Consider the following 21,081-nt stretch of genomic DNA (forward strand, 5'->3'; position numbering starts at 1 on the left):
GATCTGCGACCATCGAGGTATGCACTCCATCACGACGGCGCAGCTCGCCGAGGCCTCCCCCGCGAACATCATCGACGTGCGCGAACCCGACGAGTTCGCCGCCGGTCACGTGCCCGGTGCGCGCAACATCCCCCTCGCCACGGTGCCCGACCACGTGGACGAGCTGCGCGAACTCGACGACCTGCACCTCATCTGCCAGGCCGGCGGACGCAGCGCCCGCGCAGCCGCCTTCCTCGAGCACCACGGTCTCGAGACGACGAACGTCGAGGGCGGCACCGGCTCCTGGATCGCGGAGGGCCGCGAGGTCGAGAAGTGACCCGGGGATAACACCCGAGCGTTCGACTGAGCGTCAGCCGCCGCGCTGCATGACCCGCTCGGGGTTCGGGTGCAGAGTGAAACCGAACTGCTCGTAGAGGCCGTGCGCGTCGACGGTTGCGAGGAGGGTGCGCTTCAGGCCCAGCGATTCGATCACCTCGACGACGGCCCCCACGAGCGTTTTGCCGACGGCCTGCCCGCGCGCTCCCGGATCGACGTACACGTCGCACAGCCATGCGAAGGTCGCGGAGTCGGTGACGACGCGTGCGTAACCGAGGGGCGTGCCGTCGTCGCCTTGAGCGTAGAAGTTGAGTGAGTTCTGCGCGGCGCGCTCGAGCACGTCGCGGGGTCGGCCGAGCGCCCAGTACGCACCCTCGGACAGCCAGCGGTGCACGACGCCGAGGTCGATCTCGTCGAGGTCGGTCGTGATCCTCATGCGCGTTCCCCTTCCGACGGCCAGGCGACGGATGCCGCGGGCCAGGGCGATGTGCGGAGCTCCGTGAGCGCGTCGCGCTGACTCTGTACGGCCTGCAGCGAATCGGTGCGGAACGCGGTGGCGATAAGCACCTCGCGCCAGTACTCTTCCCAGCTGCCGTACGTGCGGAACGCCTTCTCTGCGAGCGGCTCGAGCAGCGTCCAGGTCTCGTCGGCGGTGAGGTAGCCGGCGACGTAGGCGTAGCGGATGCCACCGATGCCACGCTCGATGTCAGCGGCGAGCAGCAGCCGGGCGGGGTGTTCCTCGCTGCCTCGGGCGAGGTCCTGGATATCGAAGACGGGCAGCTCGGTGAGCGCGGCGACGCGCGACATCATGTGCTCCGCGTTGTCGCTGTGGGCGATCTCGGCGAAGCGCTGCGAGTTCAGTCCCATGACGAGCGTGTCGGCGACGAGGAGCTCTGCGTCGGCCTTCGTGACGATCTTGAACTGCTCGTCGAGCGCGCCCCGCAGCTGCTTGAGGGGTGTGACGGGCAGCGAGAACCACGGCGAGCTCTTCTCGCCGTCCTGGTGCTTCGTGCGCAGCTCCCGCGGCAGCTCGGCGAAGGTGGGCGTGAAGGCGAGCGAGTCGTTCCAGCCGCGGACGGCGAAGTCGCTCGCGGCGTCGAGCGCGAGGATCTGCTGCTGCCGCGGGGTGAGGGGCTGCCGACCGGATGCCTCGATGTAGGCGAGCTGCGCACGGCGGGGAGCACGGGCATCCCTTCTCGCGAGGATGGTCGAGGCGACGAGGAGGCCGAACGCCATGCCGACGGCGAAGGCGAAGAAATTGACGATGACCTCGTCGACCTCCCAGACGAACGAGAGCACGAAGCCGGCGATGCCGAACGGGGCGGCGATGAGGGTGACGGGCAGGGCACGCCTGCGCATCTCGGCGGGGTCGGCCTTGCGCTTGGCTTCGAGAGCCTGCGCGTAGCGCCGGCGGGCTCGGACGGGGTACTCGACGTCACCGGGATGGTTCTGGAGGGCGTTCACGTCAGGGGCCACCGCACCATCCTGGCACCGCTCCGGACGCGTTCGCGTCAGGGTGCGTCGGCGACGATCTCGGCTTTCGCTCCGGCCGAGTTCTCGAGCCATCCCGCGTAATGATCGGGGCCGCCTGCGTGCGGATACCGCTCCTGATACAAAAGGCGCCAGCCGTGGTCCGGCGCGGCGGCGATGATCGCGTCGACGTCGGCGCGCGATCCGCCCAAGAAAGCGAGGTGGTTCACCCCGGGAGCTCGCCGGTCGTGCACGGTCGTCGACAGGTTCGGCGAGGTCGTGAGGGTCAGGTAGGCGCCGCCCGCGGACCAGGACTCCCCCTCGGTCCACACGCTGTCGCGGGCGAACCCGAGCTCGGCGAGCAGCCAGCCCCATTCGGTCTGCGCGACGGCGAGGTCGGCGACCCAGAGTTCGATGTGATGAAAACCGGTCATGGACCGAGTCTCTTCGACGTCAGGCGGGAACGAGGAGCGTATTCAGCGAGTCCGCCGGCAGGACGACCTCGAGCGCCTGCCCGTCGATCATGAACGTCATCGGCATCTCCTCGCCCAGGTCGTTCTGCACGACGATGACGAGGCTGCCATCGGGGTTCCGGAACACCAGCTGATTCTCGTGGCCGGTGTAGCTGAGGGTCGGGATGCGGCGTGCCCCGCCGGCCACGAAATGCGAGACGTGCTTGAGCATGCAGTGCTCGTGGGTGAAGGCGTACGAGCCGGTGTCGGGGTCGACCGTCACGAGCGAATTCTGCGCCCAGCCCCAGCGGCTCACCCCGCCCTGGAGCAGCGACATGTTCCAGTACATGTACGCCTTCGCTCCGTGGGAGAAGAAGTGCTTCATGAGGAACCAGGCGTGGCGAGCGAGGCGCCAATCGTTCCGGCCGTCACCGCACTCCTGCTCGGTCTGGTAGATCGCGAGCTCCGGGTGGTGGCGATGCAGGTAGGGGACGGCTCCCTTGCCGGCCCACTGCGCCCCGATGCCCGAGATCCACTCGGCGGCGGTCTCATCGGCGAGCACCCGCTCGACGAGGCCGTCGTCCGCGCGTTCGAGCGTTCCGAGGAAGACGTCCACTCCGCGCGACGCCATCTCGGGACCGAGGTGGCGGACGAACGCCGCGAGTCCCTCGGGCGTCCACGTGCAGCTCGGGAAGATCTGCGCCGAGTTGAACTCGTTCTGCGGCATCACCATCGTGACGGGGATACCGAGCTCGGCATATGCGTCGACGAATCGGCCGAAGTAGGAGGCGTACGCGGCGAGGGTCTCGTCGTCGAGGCGCATCATGTCGGTGCCCTCGGCGCCGAGCTGGTCGTCGCGGATGCCGTTGTCGACTCCCGCCGCGAGCGGGCTCGCCTTGGCCGCGGCGTAGTGGCCGTTCGTCTTCATCCAGGTCGGCGGACTCCACGGCGAGGCCCAGAGGGTGAGGTCGGGCTGGTGCCGCTGCGCGGCCTGGATGAAGGGCACGAGCGTCGCGCGGTCGTGCTCGATCGAGAAGTCGTCAAGCGAGAGGTCGCCGGGGGTCTCGTCGTAGCTGTACCAGTCGGTGGAGAAGTCGTTTGCGCCGACGGGCATGCGGCAGCGGGTGAGGTTCAGACCCGTTCCCGGTTCGAAGAGTTCTCGCATCACGGCATCCCGGTCCTCGTCGGTCAGGTGGGAGAGCGAGGTCCACCCGAGCTCGTTGAACGAGGCGCCGAAGCCCTCGATGGCCTGCTGCGGGTCGTCGGTCTGCAGGATCACCGACGGCATGGCGCGCAGCTCGCCGAGCTCGGGTGCGTCGAGCTCGCGCCAGGGATGCTCCTGAGTGGTGCTGATCCAGCGGACGGGTGCGGCCATGTGCTCTCTCCTATGAGTCGCGTCCGCCCACGCTAGCGCAAAATCCAACGACCGTTGAACTTTGCCGGGTAGGCTGGACCCATGCCTTCTTCGACCAAGCGCGGTCCGTACGCCAAAACGGCGGCGCGTCAGCGCGAGATCCTGGATGCCGCGGGCGACGTCTTCGCGACGCACGGCTACCGGGCGGGGTCACTGAAGGAGATCGCCGATCGGGTCGGCATCGACGCGTCGACGATCCTGCACCACTTCGCGAACAAGAGCGTTCTGCTGCAGAAGGTGCTCGAAGACCGCGACACCCGGAGTCTGACGGACGCCGATCCGGACCGCACGGCCGGCCCCGCCGACACCCCCGCAGCGTTCCTGCGGCTGGCGCGCGCGAACGAGAAGATCCCCGGCATCGTCGAGCTGTACACGCTGCTCGCGGCCGAGTCGGCGACGCCGGACCACCCGAGCAACGAGTACTTCGTGCTGCGCTACGCCCGGGTGCGCAGCGAGTTCGCGTCCGCGTTCCGCGAGATGGCGGATGCCGGGCTCCTCCGCCCGGGCGTCGATCCCGAGTTCGCGGCGGTGTCGACCCTGGCGCTGTGGGACGGGGTGCAGGTGCAGTGGATGCACGATCCGGATGCCGTCGATGTCACCGAGACGCTGCGGAAGCACCTCGAGCTGCTGACCACGGTCGACCTCTCCTGACAGCCGGTTCCGCGCGGTAGCGTGAACGGGGGCGACAGAGCCCGCGAGCCGATGTGTGGGAGAACAATGCCAGAGACGCCGACGAGGCAGTCCGCCGCCGCGCGACCGTCGAACCGACTCGCGATCGCGACGCTCGCCGTCGGCATCGCCGCGTTCCTCACCGGGCTCGTCCCGTGGCTGGGTCTCATCCTCGGTCTGACGGCGTTCACCCTCGGGATCTACGCGCTCACGCGCGGCCAGTCGAAGGTGATGGCGCTCGTGGGTGGCTCGCTCGGATCGATCGCCGCGGTCACCGGCTTGATTTCGACGAGCGCCCTCATGATGTGGCTGCTCAGCGGCAACGCCTGACGCACTTCTGCCCGCGGCATCCGTCCCGGTACGGTGACCGAATGAGCGACACTGCAGCAGGGTGGTACGACGACGGTTCCGGCACGATGCGGTGGTGGGACGGTACCGCCTGGACCGAGCGGACGCAGCCGCCTCCTCCCCCGCAGCCCGGGATCGGCGGGTTCATCGCCCAGGCGCAGGCCGAGGCTGTGGCCGGCGCGCAGCCGCGTCCGGCGCAAGCGGGTATGAGCTACGTGGTGCTGCAGGTGGTGTTGAAGGAGAAGTTCTTCGGCAGCGGGTCGGGGAACCTGACCGAGCTCGAGCGGGCGATCAATGCGCAGGCGGCCCTCGGCTACCGGCTGCACACGATCACGACGGCGTCGTCGGGCAGCACCGGCTTCGGCGGCGGCGACCGGATCCAGGCGACCCTCGTGTTCGAGAAGCTGGTCTGACCCCCACCTGAAACACGACTCGGGCAAGATGTCTGGCGTGACATCTGATCGATCGAGCGCGGACGAGAGTGCGCTCGCCAGCTTCCTCCGCGCGCGCCGCGCCGGATTGACGCCGGATGCCGTCGGCATCCCTCCCGAACCACGTCGCCGCGTGCGCGGACTGCGGCGCGAGGAGGTCGCTCGGTTGGCGGGCATCAGCGCCGAGTACTACCGGCGGCTCGAGCAAGGCAGCGGACATCAGATGTCGCTGCAGGTCTGCAACTCGTTGGCCCGCGCGCTGCGCCTCGATCGTGCCGGCACCGCCTATCTGCAGCGTCTCGCGCTGCCCGATTCGGAGGCGCCGTTCGAGGTGCATAGCGGTGAGGATCCGCCGGTGGAACTCGTGCAGCTGATCACGCACTGGGATCACACGGCGGCGTACATCATCGACCGCAACCAGGACATCTTGGTCGTCAACGACCTGATCCGCGCGGTCGCGCCCGGGTACATGGAGGTCGGCAACAACCTCGTGCTCATGCAGTTCGAGGCGCCGCCCGAGCTGCGTGAGCTGGCGTCGTGGCAGGAGGGCGCGCGCTCCTCGGTGTCGCGGCTGCGCTACTACGGCAATCCGTCCGATCCGCGCTGGCAGGAGATCACCGGACTCCTGCTCGACGACGACGACTTCCGCGACCTGTGGGAGCAGCACGAGGCGCTGCCGCTGACCTCCGGCGTCGCGCCGAACTACTTTCCCGAGCACGGCTGGGTCGACACGAAGTGGCAGATCCTCGAGGCGCATCCGGGCCTCTACACCGTCATCTGCTACGGCGTTCCGGGCAGTGTCGGCGAGCGCGCCCTGCTCGATCTGCAGACCGCACTGCGCGGCGGCACGATGACGCTCCCGGATGCCGGGTCATCGACGCCGACGTCGGCGAGCAGGCTGGCGCGGTACCGCGGCACGGGTCCCGGTGGCGCCGCGCATGAGCGGATGCCGGTGGACACGACAGCAGCGTAAACGGGTACTGAGAGGGCCACGACGAGGGCGGGGAAAGCGCTTTAGCGTGAGGGCATCCACCTCACCCCGGAAAGAGGGAAACAAGCCCATGCCTTTCATCACCACCGACGACGGCGCCGAGATCTACTTCAAGGACTGGGGCGATAAGAGCACCCAGCCGATCGTCTTCCACCACGGGTGGCCGCTGTCGTCCGACGACTGGGACGCGCAGATGCTCTTCTTCCTGAGCAAGGGGTTCCGCGTGATCGCGAGCGATCGCCGCGGTCACGGCCGGTCGTCCGACATCGCAACCGGACACGACATGGATCACTACGCGAGTGACGTGAGCGCCGTCGTCGAGCACCTCGACCTGCAGAACGCCGTGCACATCGGGCACTCGACGGGCGGCGGCCAGGTCGCACGCTACGTCGCACAGCACGGCGAACCGCAGGGCCGCGTGGCGAAGGCGGTGTTGGTCGCGGCCGTTCCGCCGATCATGCTGCAGACGGACTGGAACCCCGAAGGCACTCCCCTGTCGGTGTTCGACGGATTTCGTGAGGCGCTGGCGGCCAACCGTGCCGAGTTCTTCAAGGCCGTGGCATCCGGTCCGTTCTACAACTTCAACCGCGAGGGCGTCGAGCCGTCGCAGCCGGTGATCGACAACTGGTGGCGGCAGGGCATGACGGGCAGCGCGCTCGCGCACTACGAGGGGATCAAGGCGTTCAGTGAGACGGATCAGCGTGACGACCTGCGCGCGATCACGGTGCCGACGCTCGTCCTGCACGGCGACGACGACCAGGTCGTGCCGTACAAGGGGGCAGCACTGCCGCAGGCCGAGTTGCTGCCGAACGCGACGCTCAAGATCTACGAGGGCTACCCGCACGGCATGCTGACGACGCATGCCGACGTGCTGAACGCCGACATCCTGGCATTCATCCAGAGCTGACGGATGCCGCGCGGCGTGGCCCTGGAGGGGGGCACGCCGCGTTCGTCTGCGGCCCCGGCGGGCTCTGACGTACTGACGCTCGATCTGACGGGGAAGACCGCGGTGGTGACCGGCTCGACACAGGGCATCGGGCTCGCAATCGCGCGGCGATTGGCCGAGGCTGGAGCCGAGGTCGTCATCAACGGCCGCAACGAGGAGCGCGTCGCGCAGGCGGTCGAGTCGCTGGACGGACTGGGCGCACGCGGCGTCGCGGCAGACGTGACGACGGCCGAGGGCGCGCAATCATTGGTGGATGCCGCGGGTGACGTCGATGTGCTGGTCAACAACCTCGGCATCTTCGGGTCGACGCCGGCGCTCGAGATCGACGACGACGAGTGGCGCCGGTTCTTCGACGTGAACGTGCTGAGCGGGGCGCGGCTGACGCGGCTGGTGCTACCAGGGATGACCGAGCGCGGCTGGGGTCGCGTGCTGAACATCGCCAGTGACTCGGCGATCGTCATCCCCGAGGAGATGATCCACTACGGCGCGTCGAAGAGCGCGTTGCTCGCGATGTCACGCGGGTACGCGAAAGCGGCATCCGGCACCGGCGTGACGGTGAACTCCGTGATCGCCGGGCCGACGCACACCGAGGGCGTCGAGGACTTCGTCTACGAGATGGTCGACCGGTCGCTCGACTGGGAGGCAGCGCAGCGCGAGTTCATGCGCACCGCGCGTCCGCAGTCGCTCATCGGCCGGCTGATCGAGCCCGAAGAGATCGCGAACATGGTCGTCTACCTCGCCTCGCCGCTCGCGTCAGCGACCACCGGCGGAGCGCTGCGGGTCGACGGCGGGTACGTGGACAGCATCCTGCCCTGACTCGCACCGTCGTTCGGCGGACGGCCGGTCTCATCGATAGGTTCGAGGCGAAGCGACCGATCCGATGAGTCGCCGAACCTGGGGGCATGACTTTGGACGACCCGATCTCGATTCTGAATCTCGTTCTGGCGGTCGCAACCGGTGCGGTCGTTCCGCTCGCACTGTGGATGCGCGACTCGTCGAAGCGTAAGCGCGAAGCGGACCGTGCCGAACGGGAGTGGGCGCAACGGGAAGAGGAGTGGGAACGGAAAGAGGTCGAATGGAAACAGCAAAACGAGCAGTGGGCGTACCAGGAGAGCAAGCAGAGACACGACGAACTCGCCCAGGCATTTGACATCCACGCGGACCTGTCGCAGATGCAGCTGTTCGAGGCGTTGGCCAACGCGAACGAGGATGCCGCCGCCCGCCAATACGCGGTGCAACTCCACGCGCGCGCGAGCTACCGCTTCAAGACGTTCTCCGATGACTTCGCCTTACCCGACGACGTCATCACGATGGTGACAACGGCGCTCACGACGATCAACGAGTCACTCCCCCGCGAGACCGCCGCAGCACAACAGGCCTTCACTGACAAGGTCGCGACGAAACAGAACCACGCGAAGAACAGCGACGTACAGGCGCGCATCAGCGAGTTCGCCGCACGCCTCGTCGGTCGTCCGGTGTCTCGGGACGAGCGAGCCGACGTGCAGGACGAGTTCGGCGACGTTGCGCGCTCGGTTCGGGTGAGCCGTGGTGGGCAGGGGGTCGAGATCGTCCTCCCCGACGGTGCTCACAAGATCTGGTTCGCGGGCAGCGGTAGGGGCGATCTCCCTGCGGTGGTCGTGCACTTCGATGCCAAAGGCTGCACGTTGGACTCGTCGAAGGCGGGCGAACTCAAGTCGAGACTGGCCACACATGCGAACGACGGCAGTGATCTCGCCGATGCCTTCGCTCGTGAACTGCGGGGGCTCAGCGAGGCGGGCGGCCGCTGCGGTTGCGGCGCCCCGCTGTCCTATCCCGCCGCTGTCCGCGCATGAGGTGAGCAGTCGCCTGGTGCGAGGTCAGGTGCCGCTGTGGATGAGCCTGACCTCGACGCCGCCGTCGCCGCGGATGGCGGGATTGGTGGCTGCGATCGCGAGGGCAGCGTCCTCGTCGTCCGCCTCAATCACGTACACACCGGCGACGACCTGTGCGGAGTCGACGAACGGTCCGTCGGTCACGCCGTCGACGCGGACCGATCGTGCGAGCGCGCGCGGCGTGAACGCGTAGGCAGCGCGCAGCGCGCCTGACCGGGCGAGCTCGTCGGCGTGCGCGTTGGGGTCGGCGAGTTGCTCGTCCGACGCGTCGAGCGCGTGTGCGGAGTCGTCCGTGTAGATCAGGACGGCGTACTGCGGCATGGCGGCATCCTCTCCGTGGCGGTGCTCAGCCGAGCTTCACCATCTCCACGCTGCGGTCCCACAGCTCGCGCGCGAGCTGCTCGTCGGTGGCGAACTTGTGCGTCTTGGTGACCCGGTCGTTCTCGTAGTACGCGCCGGGCAGCCAGTCGGTGCCGGGGGTTCCGTCGGCGAGGAACACGAGGCGCTTGCCACCCTCGTCGGTCGTCGTCAGCAGTCGCTTGGCGAGCGGGTTGTGGTACATGAAGCGGAACGGTCCGGTCAGGTTGCCGGCGAAGCCGGTCGCGACGACGCCGGGGTGGAACGCGCCGCCCGAGATGCCCTCGCTCCCCCACCGGCGCTGCAGTTCACGGGTGAAGAGGATGTTCGCGAGCTTCGCGTTGCCGTAGGCGACGCGTCCGGAGTAGCGGCGCGCACCGTTCAGGTCGGCGATGTCGAACCGCGAGAAGATGCGGGCGGCGGCGCTGGCGGTCTGGATGATGGATGCCTCACTCTCGACCAGCCGCTCGCGCAGCAGGTTCGTCAGCAGGAACGGTCCGAGGTGGTTCACCTGGAACGTCTGCTCGAACCCGTCGGTGGTGAGCTTGCGGGGACCGAAGATGCCGCCGGCGTTGTTCGCGAGCACGTCGATGCGCGGGTAGGCGGCGAGCAGTTCGCCCGCGAGCCGGCGCACCTGCGCCAGGTCGGAGAAGTCGGCGAGGTGGTGCGGCATCCCGACCTCATCGGCAACGGCGCGGGTCTTTTCGGGCGAGCGTCCGACGAGGACGACCTGGTGGCCGCGGGCGACGAGCTGACGGGATGCCGCGGCTCCGATCCCGTCGCTGGCGCCGGTGATGACGATGGTTCGCATGAGGCGAGTGTCACACCCTTCGCTATGTCCGTGTCGGCTCTTGACGATGGGAGCGCGGTGTGGCCGGGGTCGGGCGGTCGCGGACCGAGGCGTCGCAGGGCCTGCAACCTCGTGTCGGAACGCGGGCTCCCGAATCGGGGCGCTGAACCCGGGCGTGAGAACCCGGGCTCAGAACGGCGGCGGATCGCTCGCGGGCCAGGTGCGCTCAGCAGGGGTGAACGCGACGGCCGGTGTCGGTGCGTCTTCGCGATACGTTCTCCCGAGGGGTGAGGTCCATTCGAGGACACCACCCCCGAGTTGTCGCACTTTCCAGGCGGTGAACTGCTTCATCGAGTGGTGACGTTGGCACAGGTGGGCTAGGTTGCCCGCCTCGGTCGCGCCGCCGAGGGCATGGTCGTGGGTGTGGTCGACCTCGCAGCGGATGGCGGCGAGGCGGCATCCGGGGAATCGGCAGTGCTGATCGCGTGCCTGCAGGTGGCGTCGCAGGGGGTTCGGCACGCGGTAGGTGTCGACGGCGAGCACGGTGTCGGTGATCGGATCGGTGACGAGGCGTTCCCACGAGGGTGTGTCACCGGCGAGCCGCCGGGCGGTGGCGGCGTCGATCGGCGTGCGCCCGACGAGATCGCACGGCACGTCGGCGCCGGCGAGGGCGAGCGCGGGGACCACCACCTGCACGCGCGCGCGTATTGCGCCGAGGGGGCCGGCGGTCGTGTCGCGGGTGTCGTCGAGCGCGGGTGTGCCGGCGAGGAGCAGGTCGGCGAAGACGTCGGCGCGCACCTGGTCGGCGGTGCGCGCGTCGGTGTCGACGATCTCGCTGGAGCGCTCGCTCCGCGTGTCGATGATCGCGCACGCTTGACGGGTGAGCCGGTCGTGGATGCCCTCGGCGATGACGGTCGGCAGCGTCGCGACGAGGTCGCTCATGCCATCGCGGCCGGGGATCAGGTGCACGGCGCGGTGGGCGGCGGCATCCTGGTGGCGTTCGGTGAAGGACCGCGGATGCATCTGCAGGGCGAGGATCTCGATCTCGGCGCGCACCCGGTTGGGGGTGTCACGGCGGCACCGCTGAATGGCGACGGCTTCGAAGGCGGGCCGGACGTCGGCGGGGAGCTCGGCGCCGGCCTCGACGATCACATCGACGTGACCGCGGGTGATGATGCCCGCCTCCCACGCCGTGAGGGATGCCTGATAGTCCTCGACGATCGTGCGCGCCTGGGTGATGCGGCGCTGCACAGTGCGGTCGGTGAGGCGGAGCACCCCGCCGAGTTCGGCCGCGATCGCACGGAGCGCCATGTCGTGCGCCTGCACGTGCACCGAGGACTCGGCCGCCTGCTGTTCGGCGAGCGCACCCGCGCGGGCGAGGACCTGCAGCTGCACGATCTGAGCCCGGGTGATGAGCTTCTCGACCATGGCGGTCTCGTGCACGATGTCGGCGAGGGGCGCGAAGCGTTCCCGGATGCCGATGGTGCCGAGCGAGGTCATGCCTCCATTGTGGTGGGGGCCTCCGACATCGCTTCTGCGCCCGCGAAGCCGGTCAGTCGGCGCTCTGGCGGGGCGGGTTGAACATGAACTCGAGTCGCACGCCGTTGTCGTCTTCGACGAACGAGGCGTAGTAGCGGTCGCTGAATCGCGGGTACGGTTTCGGCTCGCGGACCGGAGCCCACCCGGCGGTGACCGCCGCGTCGTGCAGGCGGTCGACGTCATTTCGGGAGTCCACCGCAAACGCCAGATGCTGCCATCCGACGCGGCCGTGGCGATGCGGTTCGTCGTGGTCGTCGCGGGCCGGGTAGAGGATGAGCTCTTCTTCGCCGCGGTACCACGAGACGGAGCCGACGGCATCCTCTCGGGTGCACCCCAGCAGCCTCATGACGGGGTCGAACTGCGCGGTCGACGTCGCCAGGTCGCGCACGCTGATGCCGATGTGATCGAAGAGAGCCATGCCGCCATCCTCCGGGTCGCGGTCGCCCGCGCGCTAGCCCTCCAGCCGCCGCAACCGCAGTCGCGCCATGTCCTGCGCACGAGGGCCGGACCCGAGCGCACGCTCGGTCACGCGCAGGATGAGGCGGGTCGCGGTCTTCACCGGCAGCCACGAGCGGCGAAGGCCCAGCATCCGCCTGATCCGCGGCGGGAACGTCGCGACCGCCGCGGCGAACAGCACGCGGTAGGCGACGCCCATGAGCCCAGTGAACGGGGGCTTCTTCAGGAACCGCACGACGTCGTCGACGCGCTCGTCGCGGCGCAGTTCGCCGCGGTCGAGGAAGCCGTCGATCTCGGCGCGCAGGGCAGCCTCGGTGAGCGGCGGATCGGGCACGCGCATGAGGCGTCCGGCGGTTGCCCAGTCGGCGACGTACGCGTCGGGGCCGCCCGGGATCGATCCGCCGTACGCCTCGTGGCTGCGCAGGAACGCGTCGGTGAAGGCGAGGTGCACCCAGCGCACCAGGTCGGTGGCTTCGGCGGTGTACGTCCGGGCGGAACCGTCGCCGGCGACGTACTCGCCCTGCACGCGCTGGTGGAAGCGGCCGACGCGGGCGGTCTCGGCATCCGCTTGCGTCGTCGATCCGTAGGTGAGCGTGATGACCCAGCGGACGGTGCCGGTGAGACGCCCGATCGGATCGTCGCGGTAGCGCGACCAGTCGTGCACGCCGGCGAGGGCGCCCGGGTGCAGAGCCTGAAGGAGAAGGGCACGGATGCCGGCGACCAGGGTGCCCATGCCGGCGTGAACGGTCCACGCAGGGCCGCCCTCGGCGAAGTAGCCGGTGTCGTCGCCGTCGGCGAGCGCGCGGACGTACGGCGCCATCCCGGTCGGGTCACCTGCGAGGGCGGTGAGCAGCCGGGCGCGCAGCCGCGCCACACGCGGAGGAGCGGAGGACGTCACGGTTCCAGCCTGCCACCGCCTCGGAGGCATGGGGCGGTGCGGCGCTAGGCCCGGGCCGCCATCGCGAGCTCCCCGTACCCCATGGCGATGAGGAACGAGAGCACGGCCAGCACGATCGTGACGGGCACCATCGTGTTCCGCTCCGGCTTGCTGCGCGAGATGGCGTTCATGAGGATGCCGAGCACGAAGTACACGAAGACAGTCCACATGCCGACCTGGGCGACGATGTCGGGGACGACGTCGATGGCGCGAGCACGATCCCAGGCGAGGACGGCGATCAGCGCGTAGATGAGGACCGAGACGAGGCTGCCGATACGGAGTCGCAGCGGCAGTGCGCGGTGCTGACCTCCCCACGCGAACCGCCCCAACGGGGCACCGAGCGCGAGCGTGATCTGGAAGATCGCAAGCAGGGTGAGGATGACGGTGAGCGCGAGCGCGAAGGGCACGGGGCCAGGCTAGCGGGGCGTCGTTTTAGGGTCGGATCCGGGCGCCGCGCAGGCGACGCCCGGATGAGGTGTCAGTAGCCGACAGCCTTGAGGCCGAACTTCGCCTGTTCGGCGGTGAACTGCGACCCGTACTCGCTTGTCAGCTGGTCGTACAAGCGGTCTTTCGACAGCGACATGGTGTCGAGATACATCTGAGCGGCCTCGGCCGCCTCCGCGTTCCAGTCTGCGCCGACCTTATCGACGGCCCATTCGGCGACGTCCTTCGGGTACGCCTCGCCGTACTCACTGGTGAGCTGATCGATCAGGCCCGCACGGCTGAAAGGCATTGAGTCCAGATACATCACCGCGGAACCGAGGGCGTTCGCGTGAGCGAGCGACGGAGCGTCATCCTGCGCCGCCTCTTCAGGCTCCGCTTCGGCCTGCTCCACGGGCTCTGCTTCAGGCTTAGCAGTCTTCTCGACGCTGACGACGACGGTATCGCCATCCTTCGCCTTCTCTCCAGCAGCCGGAGCCGTCCGGAGCACGGTCCAGTTGTCACGGTCGAGAACCACGCCGGACTCGGCCGAGAAGTCGACCTCGAGGCCGGCGTTCTCGAGGAGTGCAGCTGCCTCCTTGGCGGTCTTACCGATGGTGTCAGGCACCTCGATCGCAGTAGCCGCGTCTGCGTTTTGCGCCGAGTTGCTGCCCGCCGCGGCGGGCGCTGCTTCGGGGGTCGACGCCGGCTTGTTGGCGGCACCAGCCGCTCCACCGATGACGATCAGTGCGAGGGCTGCCGCGGGAATGATGATGCGCTTCTTCTTGAACCAGGGCTTGATCGCTTTCTCGTGCGCGACGGGAGGCGGCGAGTAGGGAGGCGGTTGGACGTTGATCATGTTTGCCCTTTCGGCTGCTGTGATTGCGCAAGCGCCATCGCTTGACACGGTCATCGACCCTCAGATCGTTGCCTTCGACGATCGGGCAGAGCGCTTCGGGAGCGATGCCGGGCCGGTTCCGACCCCAGTAGGAACCGGTCTATTCCTAACACAATTAGAGAAATCTCATCTGCTGATAGGAGGCACGCACCCCGGGACGGCATCCCGCCCTGAGGTCGACGTCAGAAGCATCGCTATGGGCAGTTCTCCCCATAGCGACCGCCCAGCGCGCTTCCCTACGCTGACAGCGTTCGACAAACCCGATTGTCGCGGCGTCTCTTCTGGGGGATGGCACGCACGCCGCGACACTTCTGACGGATGCCGCGCGGCGTGACCATGTGGGGACGGCCCACGCCGCGCGGAGTCGGTCAGCCGCGCATCACTCCGCGAGCGCCTCAGCGAACGGCCGCGGCTCGCGGCCCTTCGGCTGGGTCGGGCGCTCCCCCGAGTCCGACAGCGGCGGCGTCGGCATCGTCACGTCCGCACCGGACGTCAGCTCCACCGGCTCGCCGAAGTGCCGGATCGACATCGGCTCACCGGCGCTGACACGGTAGGTCGTGGCATCCGGTGCGATCTCGAGATGCAAGGTACGGCCCTGCCAGCGGATGCCGAACGCGAGACCGGTCAGCTGCTCCGGCAGCCGCGGGGCGAACCGCAGTCCGTCGGCCGTGTCGCGCATGCCGCCGAATCCGGCGACGAGCGCCGTCCAGATGCCGCCGAGCGACGCGATGTGCAGGCCGTCCTCGGCGTTGCCGTGCAGGTCGTCGAGGTCGATCGTCGCGGCTTCGGCGAGGTAGTCGGCCGCGAGCCCGAGGTGCCCGACCTCGGCAGCGACCACTGCCTGGATCGCCGCCGACAGTGACGAGTCCCGCACGGTCAACGCCTCGTAGTAGCGGAATGCCCGCGCCTTCTCGTCTACCGTGAACGCGTCGGTGCAGAAGAACAGGGCGAGCACGAGGTCGGCCTGCTTGAGCACCTGCTTGCGGTAGAGCTGCACGTACGGGTACCGCTCCTGCAGCAGCTCGTCGCCGGGGGTGTCGGTCTCGAAGTCCCATCGTTCAAGTTCTGTGAATCGCGCCGCCTGCGGGTGCACGCCGCGTTCCTCGTCGTAGGGCACGTGCATGGCACCGGCGGTGCGCACCCAGCCGCCGATCTCGCCGTCGTCGACCCCGAGAGTGCGAGCGAGATCCGGATGCCGACGCGCGGCATCCGCGGCGGCGTCGAGGTTCGCGCGGGCCATCAGATTGGTGAAGACGTTGTCGTCGTAGAGGGCGGTGTACTCGTCGGGGCCGGTGACGCCGTCGATGTGGAAGCGATCGTCGGCGTCGGTGCGACCGAGGGACTGCCAGAGGCGGGCGGTCTCGACGAGGATCTCGAGGCCGGCGTCGCGTTCGAACTCGACGTCGCCGGTCGCCCGCACGTAGTGGACGACGGCGGCGGCGATGTCGGCGTTGATGTGGAACGCGGCCGTACTGGCGGGCCAGTATCCCGACGACTCGCGTCCGTCGATGGTGCGCCAAGCGAACGCCGCACCCTGTAAGTGCAGCTGGCGCGCCCGGTCGCGGGCGTGGTCGAGGGTGGCGTGGCGCCAGCGGAGGGCTTCCCTCGCGGCATCCGGTGCGGTCGCCGTGAGGACGGGCAGAACGTAGGCCTCGAAGTCCCAGAACGTGTGGCCGGCGTACCCGGCGCCGGTCAGTCCCTTGCCGGGGACGGAGCGCTGCTCGGCGCGCGCCGCGGCCTGGAACACCGAGAAAAGCGCGAACCGCACCGCCTGCTGCAGGCGGGGCTGCCCGTCGACGCGGACGTCGGCGCAGGTCCAGAAGTCGTCGAGCCGTTCGCGCTGCGCGGCGAGGAGGCCGGTCCAGCCGTCCCGCATCGCGTCGGCGACGGCGGCTTCGGCGCGGTCGCGAAGGCCGGGCGCCGAGATCCCGGAGGCCCAGGCATGCCCGACGATCTTGACGACCTCGAGCCGTTCGCCGGGTGCGAGGCGGGCGCGGATGGTGGTGCGGGCGAGGTCGTCGGATGCCGCGGTGCGCACCTCGGCGGTCGCGCCAGACACGAGGTGGTCCATGCTGACGGCGACGCCGATCCCGCTGTTGCGGGTTTCGTGGACGAGGGTCGCAGCGCTGTCGAAGACGAAGCTCCCCGCGCTGCGGAGCGGGGTCTCGAGGATGTCCTGCACGCGCGGGTCGGGGTGCGGCTCCGGCAGGGGTTCGTTCGCGACGAGCTCGGACTGGAGGGTGATCGTGATCGGATCGTCGACGGCTTCGACCTCGTACCGGACAGCCGCGACGGAGCGGTGGGCGAGCGAGACGATGCGGGTCGAGAGGATGCGGACGGTGCTGCCGGCGGGCGAGGTCCAGGTGAGCGTGCGTTCGAGGGTGCCGGCGCGGAAATCGAGGTGCTGTTCGTGGTGGTGGAGGGTGCCCTCGCGGATGTCGAGGGGTTCGTCGTCGACGGTGAGGCGGATGACCTGTCCGTTCGGCACGTTGATGACGCTCTGCCCCGACTCGGGGTACCCGTAGCCGCCTTCGGCGTAGGGCATCGGATGCTCTTCGAAGACGCCGTTGAGGTAGCTGCCCGGAACGCCGTGGGGCTCCCCCTCGTCGAGCAGCCCGCGCCACCCGATGTGCCCGTTGGAGAGGGCGAAGACGGACTCGCGGTGCGGCAGGCGGTCGACATCGACGCCGCTGAGGCCGATGCCCCAGGGCGTGACGTCGAAGGGCAGAGGGCGGGTCATGATGTCACGGTAGATCACGGTGTCTTTTCGCCTCGAAGGGTTGCAGTGGGCGACCGCGGACGTATGCTCGCCGGCCCCTCCCCCGGCTTCGTCACCGGGAGCCGCACGGGTAGCGTCGTCGCATGGCCAGCGATGACATCGACCCCGCGGAGACGCCGGTCGCGGAATGGGTGGACCGTCTCGCGCAGGCGAAGGGGGCACCGGGTGGTGGAGCCGCCTGCGGCGTGATGACGGGCATCGCCGCAGGGTTGCTGGGAATGGTGGCGGCATACACCGACGATGACCCCGAGGCTCGACAGGCCGAGCAACGATTGAGCCGCACGCGGCGCCTGGCGCTGGATGCCGCCGAGGAAGACGGCGTCCGGTCCGCGGCTTTCGGTGCGGCTCTCGCGATGGACCAGGGTCCCGACCGCGAGCGGGCGGTTCGGGACGCGACGGTCGTCGCCGTCGCGTCGGCACTGGACGTCGGCCGGGTCGCGGCATCCCTTCTCGAGGAGGTCAGGCTGCTGGCCGACATCGGCAACCCGCACGTCGAGGCGGATCTGCGCGTCGCGGTGGAGGCTCTGCGGGCGGCGCTCGAGGGCACGAACCACACGGCGCGAGCCAATCTCGACCTTTTGGCGAGGCACCGGACCGCGGACGATCACCTCGACCCGAAGGTCGCGGCTTTCGAACGGGACCTCGTCGACCTCGCCGCGAAGCGAGCGGAATGCACCCGCATCGCGGCGGGCTGGTCGTCCGAGTAGGGCCGGGAGTCTGCGCCGGTTCGAGCGCGCGTCATCCGAAGACCCGTCTGAGCACCAACCGCTGCCCCAGCGTCCACGTGACCGTCGTCAGCAGGTAGATCCCCGCCGCGAGCGGCACGAACACCGCCACCACCGCGGTCACGAACTGCAGTGCCCCGAGCATCGCCATCGGAACCCCCGGCACCCCCTCCACCGGCGTGATCCGAAACGCCCGACGCGTGATCTCCCCCACCGCTGCGATCGCGAGGACGAGGCATCCGATCACCAGCCAGGTCGCGAGGCCGGCGGTTGCGGTCGTGACGGCGTGGAGCAGGCTCGTGCCGAGCGGGACGCCGAGCAGGGTCTGCGACAGCAGTTCGTTTGCGTGCCCGGCGATGCTCGGGTGGATGAACACGGAGTACAGCAGGCCGACGATCGGCGCCTGGATGAGGATCGGCAGGCAGCTGGCGAACGGCGACACGTTCTCGGAGCGGTAGAGCTCCATGGTTTCGCGTTGCACGCGTTCCCGGTCGCCGCGGTAGCGGGTCTGGAGTTCGCGGAGGCGCGGCGCGAGCCGGATACGCGCCTGGTCGGCTTTGGCTTGGGCGATGCCGGCGGGGATGAGCGCCGCCCGCACCACGAGGGTCACGAGCATGATAGCGAGGGCGCCCGCGAACGCTCCCGTCCACGGGGTGAGGAGCGAGGTCAGGCCGATGAGGCCGCGGGAGGTGAGGTCGAGCAGGGTGGAGATGACAGGCAGGGTGGTGATGTCCACGGGGTTCCGTTCGTCGGAGCGATCAGGGTCGGCTGATCGGCCGCGAACGGATGCCGGGGCACGAGGTGCCCGGACGGTTCGACGCTACGCGGCCGCGGTCACCTGACCGGGCCCGCGACGGCGGACGTGTCCGGCAGCGTCGGGATCGCTCTGCGCGAGCGGTGCCGTGAGTTCGATGCGTCGGGTGGGATGCGGGGTGGATCCGCGCGTGGCTGCGTGGAGGGTGGTCGCGAGGAGCGCGAGCGTGAGGATGGCGAGCGCGAGGAGGGCGATGGTGAGAGCGGAGCCGGCTATCGAGGGATCGACTGCGACGATGAGACCGAGTAACTGGAGGACGACGCGCAGGAAGTCGTGGATCATGCCCACCTCCCCTACCCGAGTGTCGAGACCCTCAGGCTAGCCGAGCTGCACCATCTCTGCGCTGCGCTCCCACAGATTGTGCGCGAGGCGCGGATCGATCGGGAGCCGGTGCGTCTTCCGCTCGTTCCGTGGAGCCGTAGGTGAAGGTGATGACCCAGCGGACGGTGCCGGGGAGGCGACCAATCAGGTCGTCGCGGTAGCGCGGCCAGTCGTGGACGCCGGCGAGGGCGCCCGGGTGGAGAGCCTGAAGGAGAAGGGCTCATGCCGGCATGGACAGTCCATGCGGGGCCGTTCTCGGCGAAGTATCCGGCGTCGTCGCCGTCGGCGAGCGCGCGGACGTATGGTGCTATGCCGGTCAGGTCGCCGGCGAGGGCGGTGAGGAGGCGACCTCGGAGGCGGGTCACGCGTGAAGAGGGTGGTGCGGACGTTACGGTCCCAGCGTGGCCACCGCTGCGCGGTGGCGTGGCCGGATCCGTCTGCGTGCATGGAGGGAGACGCGAGAGAGGAGGGCTCTCGCGAGAAAGGAGGACTCTCTAGCCCGATCGTTTTAAATGGCGCGTGTGCCGTCGCCGTGGATAGGGTTGCTGCGCTCCCACAGCAGCTGTCGCCATTCGAGAACCGATCGCCACTCCGCGTTCAAGGTCGCTTCTATGTCGACCGCGTACGGCCGAAACTGCATGCCAAATCCTTCGCGTGCTCGAAGGTCGGACGGTGTCCAACCACTCATCCATCCGAGCAATATCTCCAGCTCGTCGCCGCCCAATACTTCCGACGCGGATGCCATTTTTCTCACGTCTAGGTACGACGCCAGATCTGCCGGGGATCGCATACAGCCGACCGCCGCGGCAAATGAGTGGAGGGGCATCGCGACGAACGCGTCGACTTCACTCTCGCGCATTGAGTCGGAGCGCCAAACTTGCGTCGAATAATCGTGCAACGACACGATAAATCCGGACACGTGGTCGTTACGGGTGGTACGCCGGCGCCGCACCCATCCGCCGCTTCGGATGTGGTTGACCCGTTGTTGTACCTGCCGATTGGCCCCCAAGAGTTCGCAAAAGCTGTTCGCAGCGGACTGAGAGTCCTTCGTCGGAAGGTGTGATTTGGCCTCGATCACGACGTCGACTCGGGGGCCGAAAATGTGAAGGTCGATTTGGTCGCCGTCCTTCGCGTTCAATGCGTCCGTGACAAATGAATCGCGGACGGCATGGAGCGAAGTTGGAAGGAGCGCGCTCGCGATGTACTCAAGCGCGTACTCGAATGCTTCGCCTTGCGCTCCTGAGCCGAGCGCCTCCTTCACGGCGTATATTATTGGCAACTCGCGTGACAAGACGAACGACGTCGCATTTCCGATCACTACCCGATCACCGAGATCGATCAGCGGCTGAAGCTCAGGGCCCCTACCTTCAGCCAATGCGGTCGCTGACGCGCCTGGCCGAGGTGGAGCCGTCAGAATGGCCCTGATACGCGGATTCAAGGAGGAGCCGACCTCCGCGCGTCCTGTTCGAGCCGCTTCCGCGGCAAGCGCCGAAAATGCCGCTGTCTGCCCGGCGCCGAACAGATCTGCAGCAGCCCCGCCAACTTCCGTTGCCCAAGCGTCGATTGCCTCCGAAAACAGATCGCAGATCCACCTGAAATGTAGACCTGCACCGTCCATCCGACCATGTCGGGCGGTCGGCTGGATGCTAAGCAGACTCGACTCAGCCGGGTCTGCAATGTTGTGAATGAGAGACTCCGCGTACCACCGGGCAGCGGCCGCCAGGTAGTCCTCGAGACGGTGTTGTCCGTCCACACCGTTGAGCCCTGCCACTCCAAGAATCCATGCAAATCGAGCGTACGCAGGGCCCGGGGTAATGTTCTTGATCTGTGGAAGACGCAGCAATTCGGAGCGCGACGTCGCCCGGGTGATGGAGTTGAGGTTGTCGGCGGCTTCAGCTGATGAGGCATCGCTCAGTTCACGCAGCCGCGCTCGGCACTCCAACAATTCGTCGTTCTCACCGCGTACATCCGATTCCGCCAGTGCGGCGCGCAAGGACAAGTATTTTTCGAGTTGGTCGCGGGTTGACTGGTCAGCCGCGCCAACCAGGCGCGCGATTGCGCGGGTGCGACCGACTTGCTCACGTGCCGAATCCGCGAGTTTCACACAGACCCCTTTCTGCGCCCGAGCGACCGGCAGC

At 68.5% G+C, this 21,081-nt stretch carries 24 protein-coding genes and 1 pseudogene; 9 read left to right on the forward strand and 16 right to left on the reverse strand.

Annotated elements, in window-relative coordinates; genetic code table 11:
- Nucleotides 1-19: 19 nt before the first annotated feature.
- Nucleotides 20-316 (forward strand): rhodanese-like domain-containing protein, encoded by a 297-nt coding sequence (locus tag QE428_RS00235; protein ID WP_020096921.1) that lies wholly within the window; start codon nucleotides 20-22, stop codon nucleotides 314-316.
- A 33-nt stretch (nucleotides 317-349) separates the two neighbouring features.
- Here the strand turns inward: QE428_RS00235 and QE428_RS00240 are convergent, their stop codons facing one another.
- From QE428_RS00240 to QE428_RS00255, 4 genes are read right to left on the reverse strand one after another with little or no spacing between them, the layout of a single operon-like run.
- Nucleotides 350-751 (reverse strand): GNAT family N-acetyltransferase, encoded by a 402-nt coding sequence (locus QE428_RS00240; RefSeq protein WP_307461732.1) that lies wholly within the window; start codon nucleotides 749-751, stop codon nucleotides 350-352.
- Nucleotides 748-1,791, reverse strand: coding sequence for a DUF1266 domain-containing protein (locus QE428_RS00245; protein WP_307461735.1), 1,044 nt, complete (start codon nucleotides 1,789-1,791; stop codon nucleotides 748-750). Before QE428_RS00245 ends, QE428_RS00240 begins: the two co-directional genes overlap by 4 nt.
- Before the next feature lie 35 nt (nucleotides 1,792-1,826).
- Nucleotides 1,827-2,219 (reverse strand): VOC family protein, encoded by a 393-nt coding sequence (locus QE428_RS00250; RefSeq protein ID WP_307461738.1) that lies wholly within the window; start codon nucleotides 2,217-2,219, stop codon nucleotides 1,827-1,829.
- 19 nt (nucleotides 2,220-2,238) lie between these two features.
- Entirely contained in the window at nucleotides 2,239-3,612 is a 1,374-nt protein-coding gene (locus tag QE428_RS00255) for a glycoside hydrolase family 30 beta sandwich domain-containing protein (RefSeq protein WP_307461741.1), read from the reverse strand.
- Between the two features lie 81 nt (nucleotides 3,613-3,693).
- Between QE428_RS00255 and QE428_RS00260 the strand changes: the two genes are divergently transcribed.
- The 7 genes from QE428_RS00260 to QE428_RS00290 all read left to right on the forward strand — a co-directional run bounded on the left by QE428_RS00260 (nucleotide 3,694) and on the right by QE428_RS00290 (nucleotide 8,868).
- Nucleotides 3,694-4,302: a TetR/AcrR family transcriptional regulator gene (locus tag QE428_RS00260; protein WP_307461744.1), complete on the forward strand. Its 609-nt coding sequence runs from the start codon at nucleotides 3,694-3,696 to the stop codon at nucleotides 4,300-4,302.
- Nucleotides 4,303-4,368: 66 nt separating this feature from the next.
- Nucleotides 4,369-4,650 carry a hypothetical protein gene (locus tag QE428_RS00265; protein ID WP_307461749.1) on the forward strand — a complete coding sequence of 94 codons (282 nt, stop codon included), beginning with the start codon at nucleotides 4,369-4,371 and terminating at the stop codon, nucleotides 4,648-4,650.
- A 41-nt stretch (nucleotides 4,651-4,691) separates the two neighbouring features.
- Nucleotides 4,692-5,081, forward strand: coding sequence for a DUF2510 domain-containing protein (locus QE428_RS00270; protein ID WP_307461752.1), 390 nt, complete (start codon nucleotides 4,692-4,694; stop codon nucleotides 5,079-5,081).
- Nucleotides 5,082-5,118: 37 nt separating this feature from the next.
- Entirely contained in the window at nucleotides 5,119-6,072 is a 954-nt protein-coding gene (locus QE428_RS00275; protein ID WP_307461755.1) for a helix-turn-helix domain-containing protein, read from the forward strand.
- 88 nt (nucleotides 6,073-6,160) lie between these two features.
- A complete protein-coding gene (locus QE428_RS00280) occupies nucleotides 6,161-6,997 on the forward strand; it encodes an alpha/beta fold hydrolase (protein ID WP_307461758.1) in 837 nt (278 codons plus the stop codon).
- Between the two features lie 72 nt (nucleotides 6,998-7,069).
- Nucleotides 7,070-7,852, forward strand: a complete 783-nt coding sequence (locus QE428_RS00285) for an SDR family NAD(P)-dependent oxidoreductase (RefSeq protein WP_307470576.1) — start codon at nucleotides 7,070-7,072, stop codon at nucleotides 7,850-7,852.
- Nucleotides 7,853-7,938: 86 nt separating this feature from the next.
- Entirely contained in the window at nucleotides 7,939-8,868 is a 930-nt protein-coding gene (locus QE428_RS00290; RefSeq protein WP_307461761.1) for a hypothetical protein, read from the forward strand.
- Between the two features lie 24 nt (nucleotides 8,869-8,892).
- On the opposite strand, the gene QE428_RS00295 is transcribed toward QE428_RS00290, so the two are convergent.
- The 8 genes from QE428_RS00295 to QE428_RS00330 form a co-directional block, all read right to left on the reverse strand.
- Nucleotides 8,893-9,228: a YciI family protein gene (locus QE428_RS00295; protein ID WP_307461765.1), complete on the reverse strand. Its 336-nt coding sequence runs from the start codon at nucleotides 9,226-9,228 to the stop codon at nucleotides 8,893-8,895.
- Between the two features lie 25 nt (nucleotides 9,229-9,253).
- On the reverse strand, nucleotides 9,254-10,075 hold the full coding sequence (locus QE428_RS00300) for an SDR family NAD(P)-dependent oxidoreductase (protein WP_307461768.1): 822 nt from the start codon (nucleotides 10,073-10,075) through the stop codon (nucleotides 9,254-9,256).
- 168 nt (nucleotides 10,076-10,243) lie between these two features.
- Complete coding sequence (locus tag QE428_RS00305; RefSeq protein WP_307461771.1) at nucleotides 10,244-11,554, reverse strand: HNH endonuclease signature motif containing protein; 1,311 nt, start codon at nucleotides 11,552-11,554, stop codon at nucleotides 10,244-10,246.
- A gap of 52 nt (nucleotides 11,555-11,606) precedes the next feature.
- The gene (locus tag QE428_RS00310) at nucleotides 11,607-12,011 is read right to left on the reverse strand and encodes a VOC family protein (RefSeq protein WP_307461774.1); all 405 of its coding nucleotides are present in this window, start codon (nucleotides 12,009-12,011) and stop codon (nucleotides 11,607-11,609) included.
- A 33-nt stretch (nucleotides 12,012-12,044) separates the two neighbouring features.
- Nucleotides 12,045-12,947, reverse strand: coding sequence for an oxygenase MpaB family protein (locus QE428_RS00315; RefSeq protein WP_307461777.1), 903 nt, complete (start codon nucleotides 12,945-12,947; stop codon nucleotides 12,045-12,047).
- A gap of 44 nt (nucleotides 12,948-12,991) precedes the next feature.
- Nucleotides 12,992-13,393: a hypothetical protein gene (locus tag QE428_RS00320; RefSeq protein ID WP_307461781.1), complete on the reverse strand. Its 402-nt coding sequence runs from the start codon at nucleotides 13,391-13,393 to the stop codon at nucleotides 12,992-12,994.
- 71 nt (nucleotides 13,394-13,464) lie between these two features.
- On the reverse strand, nucleotides 13,465-14,319 hold the full coding sequence (locus tag QE428_RS00325) for an Ltp family lipoprotein (protein WP_307461785.1): 855 nt from the start codon (nucleotides 14,317-14,319) through the stop codon (nucleotides 13,465-13,467).
- 364 nt (nucleotides 14,320-14,683) lie between these two features.
- Entirely contained in the window at nucleotides 14,684-17,044 is a 2,361-nt protein-coding gene (locus QE428_RS00330; RefSeq protein ID WP_307461788.1) for a glycoside hydrolase family 65 protein, read from the reverse strand.
- A 122-nt stretch (nucleotides 17,045-17,166) separates the two neighbouring features.
- Here QE428_RS00330 and QE428_RS00335 point away from each other — a divergent pair, with 122 nt between their 5' ends.
- Nucleotides 17,167-17,790, forward strand: coding sequence for a cyclodeaminase/cyclohydrolase family protein (locus QE428_RS00335; protein WP_020096907.1), 624 nt, complete (start codon nucleotides 17,167-17,169; stop codon nucleotides 17,788-17,790).
- A gap of 31 nt (nucleotides 17,791-17,821) precedes the next feature.
- On the opposite strand, the gene QE428_RS00340 is transcribed toward QE428_RS00335, so the two are convergent.
- The 4 genes and pseudogenes from QE428_RS00340 to QE428_RS00355 form a co-directional block, all read right to left on the reverse strand.
- The gene (locus tag QE428_RS00340) at nucleotides 17,822-18,544 is read right to left on the reverse strand and encodes a membrane protein insertase YidC (RefSeq protein WP_307461793.1); all 723 of its coding nucleotides are present in this window, start codon (nucleotides 18,542-18,544) and stop codon (nucleotides 17,822-17,824) included.
- A gap of 84 nt (nucleotides 18,545-18,628) precedes the next feature.
- Nucleotides 18,629-18,904, reverse strand: a complete 276-nt coding sequence (locus QE428_RS00345) for a DUF6412 domain-containing protein (RefSeq protein WP_307461797.1) — start codon at nucleotides 18,902-18,904, stop codon at nucleotides 18,629-18,631.
- 31 nt (nucleotides 18,905-18,935) lie between these two features.
- Nucleotides 18,936-19,103: pseudogene (locus tag QE428_RS14675) on the reverse strand (hypothetical protein); the annotation flags it as partial.
- A 348-nt stretch (nucleotides 19,104-19,451) separates the two neighbouring features.
- A complete protein-coding gene (locus tag QE428_RS00355; protein ID WP_307461800.1) occupies nucleotides 19,452-21,047 on the reverse strand; it encodes a hypothetical protein in 1,596 nt (531 codons plus the stop codon).
- Between the last annotated feature and the right edge of the window lie 34 nt (nucleotides 21,048-21,081).

It is taken from the genome of Microbacterium sp. SORGH_AS_0505, from assembly GCF_030818715.1.
In the GTDB taxonomy this organism is placed as follows: Bacteria; Actinomycetota; Actinomycetes; order Actinomycetales; family Microbacteriaceae; genus Microbacterium.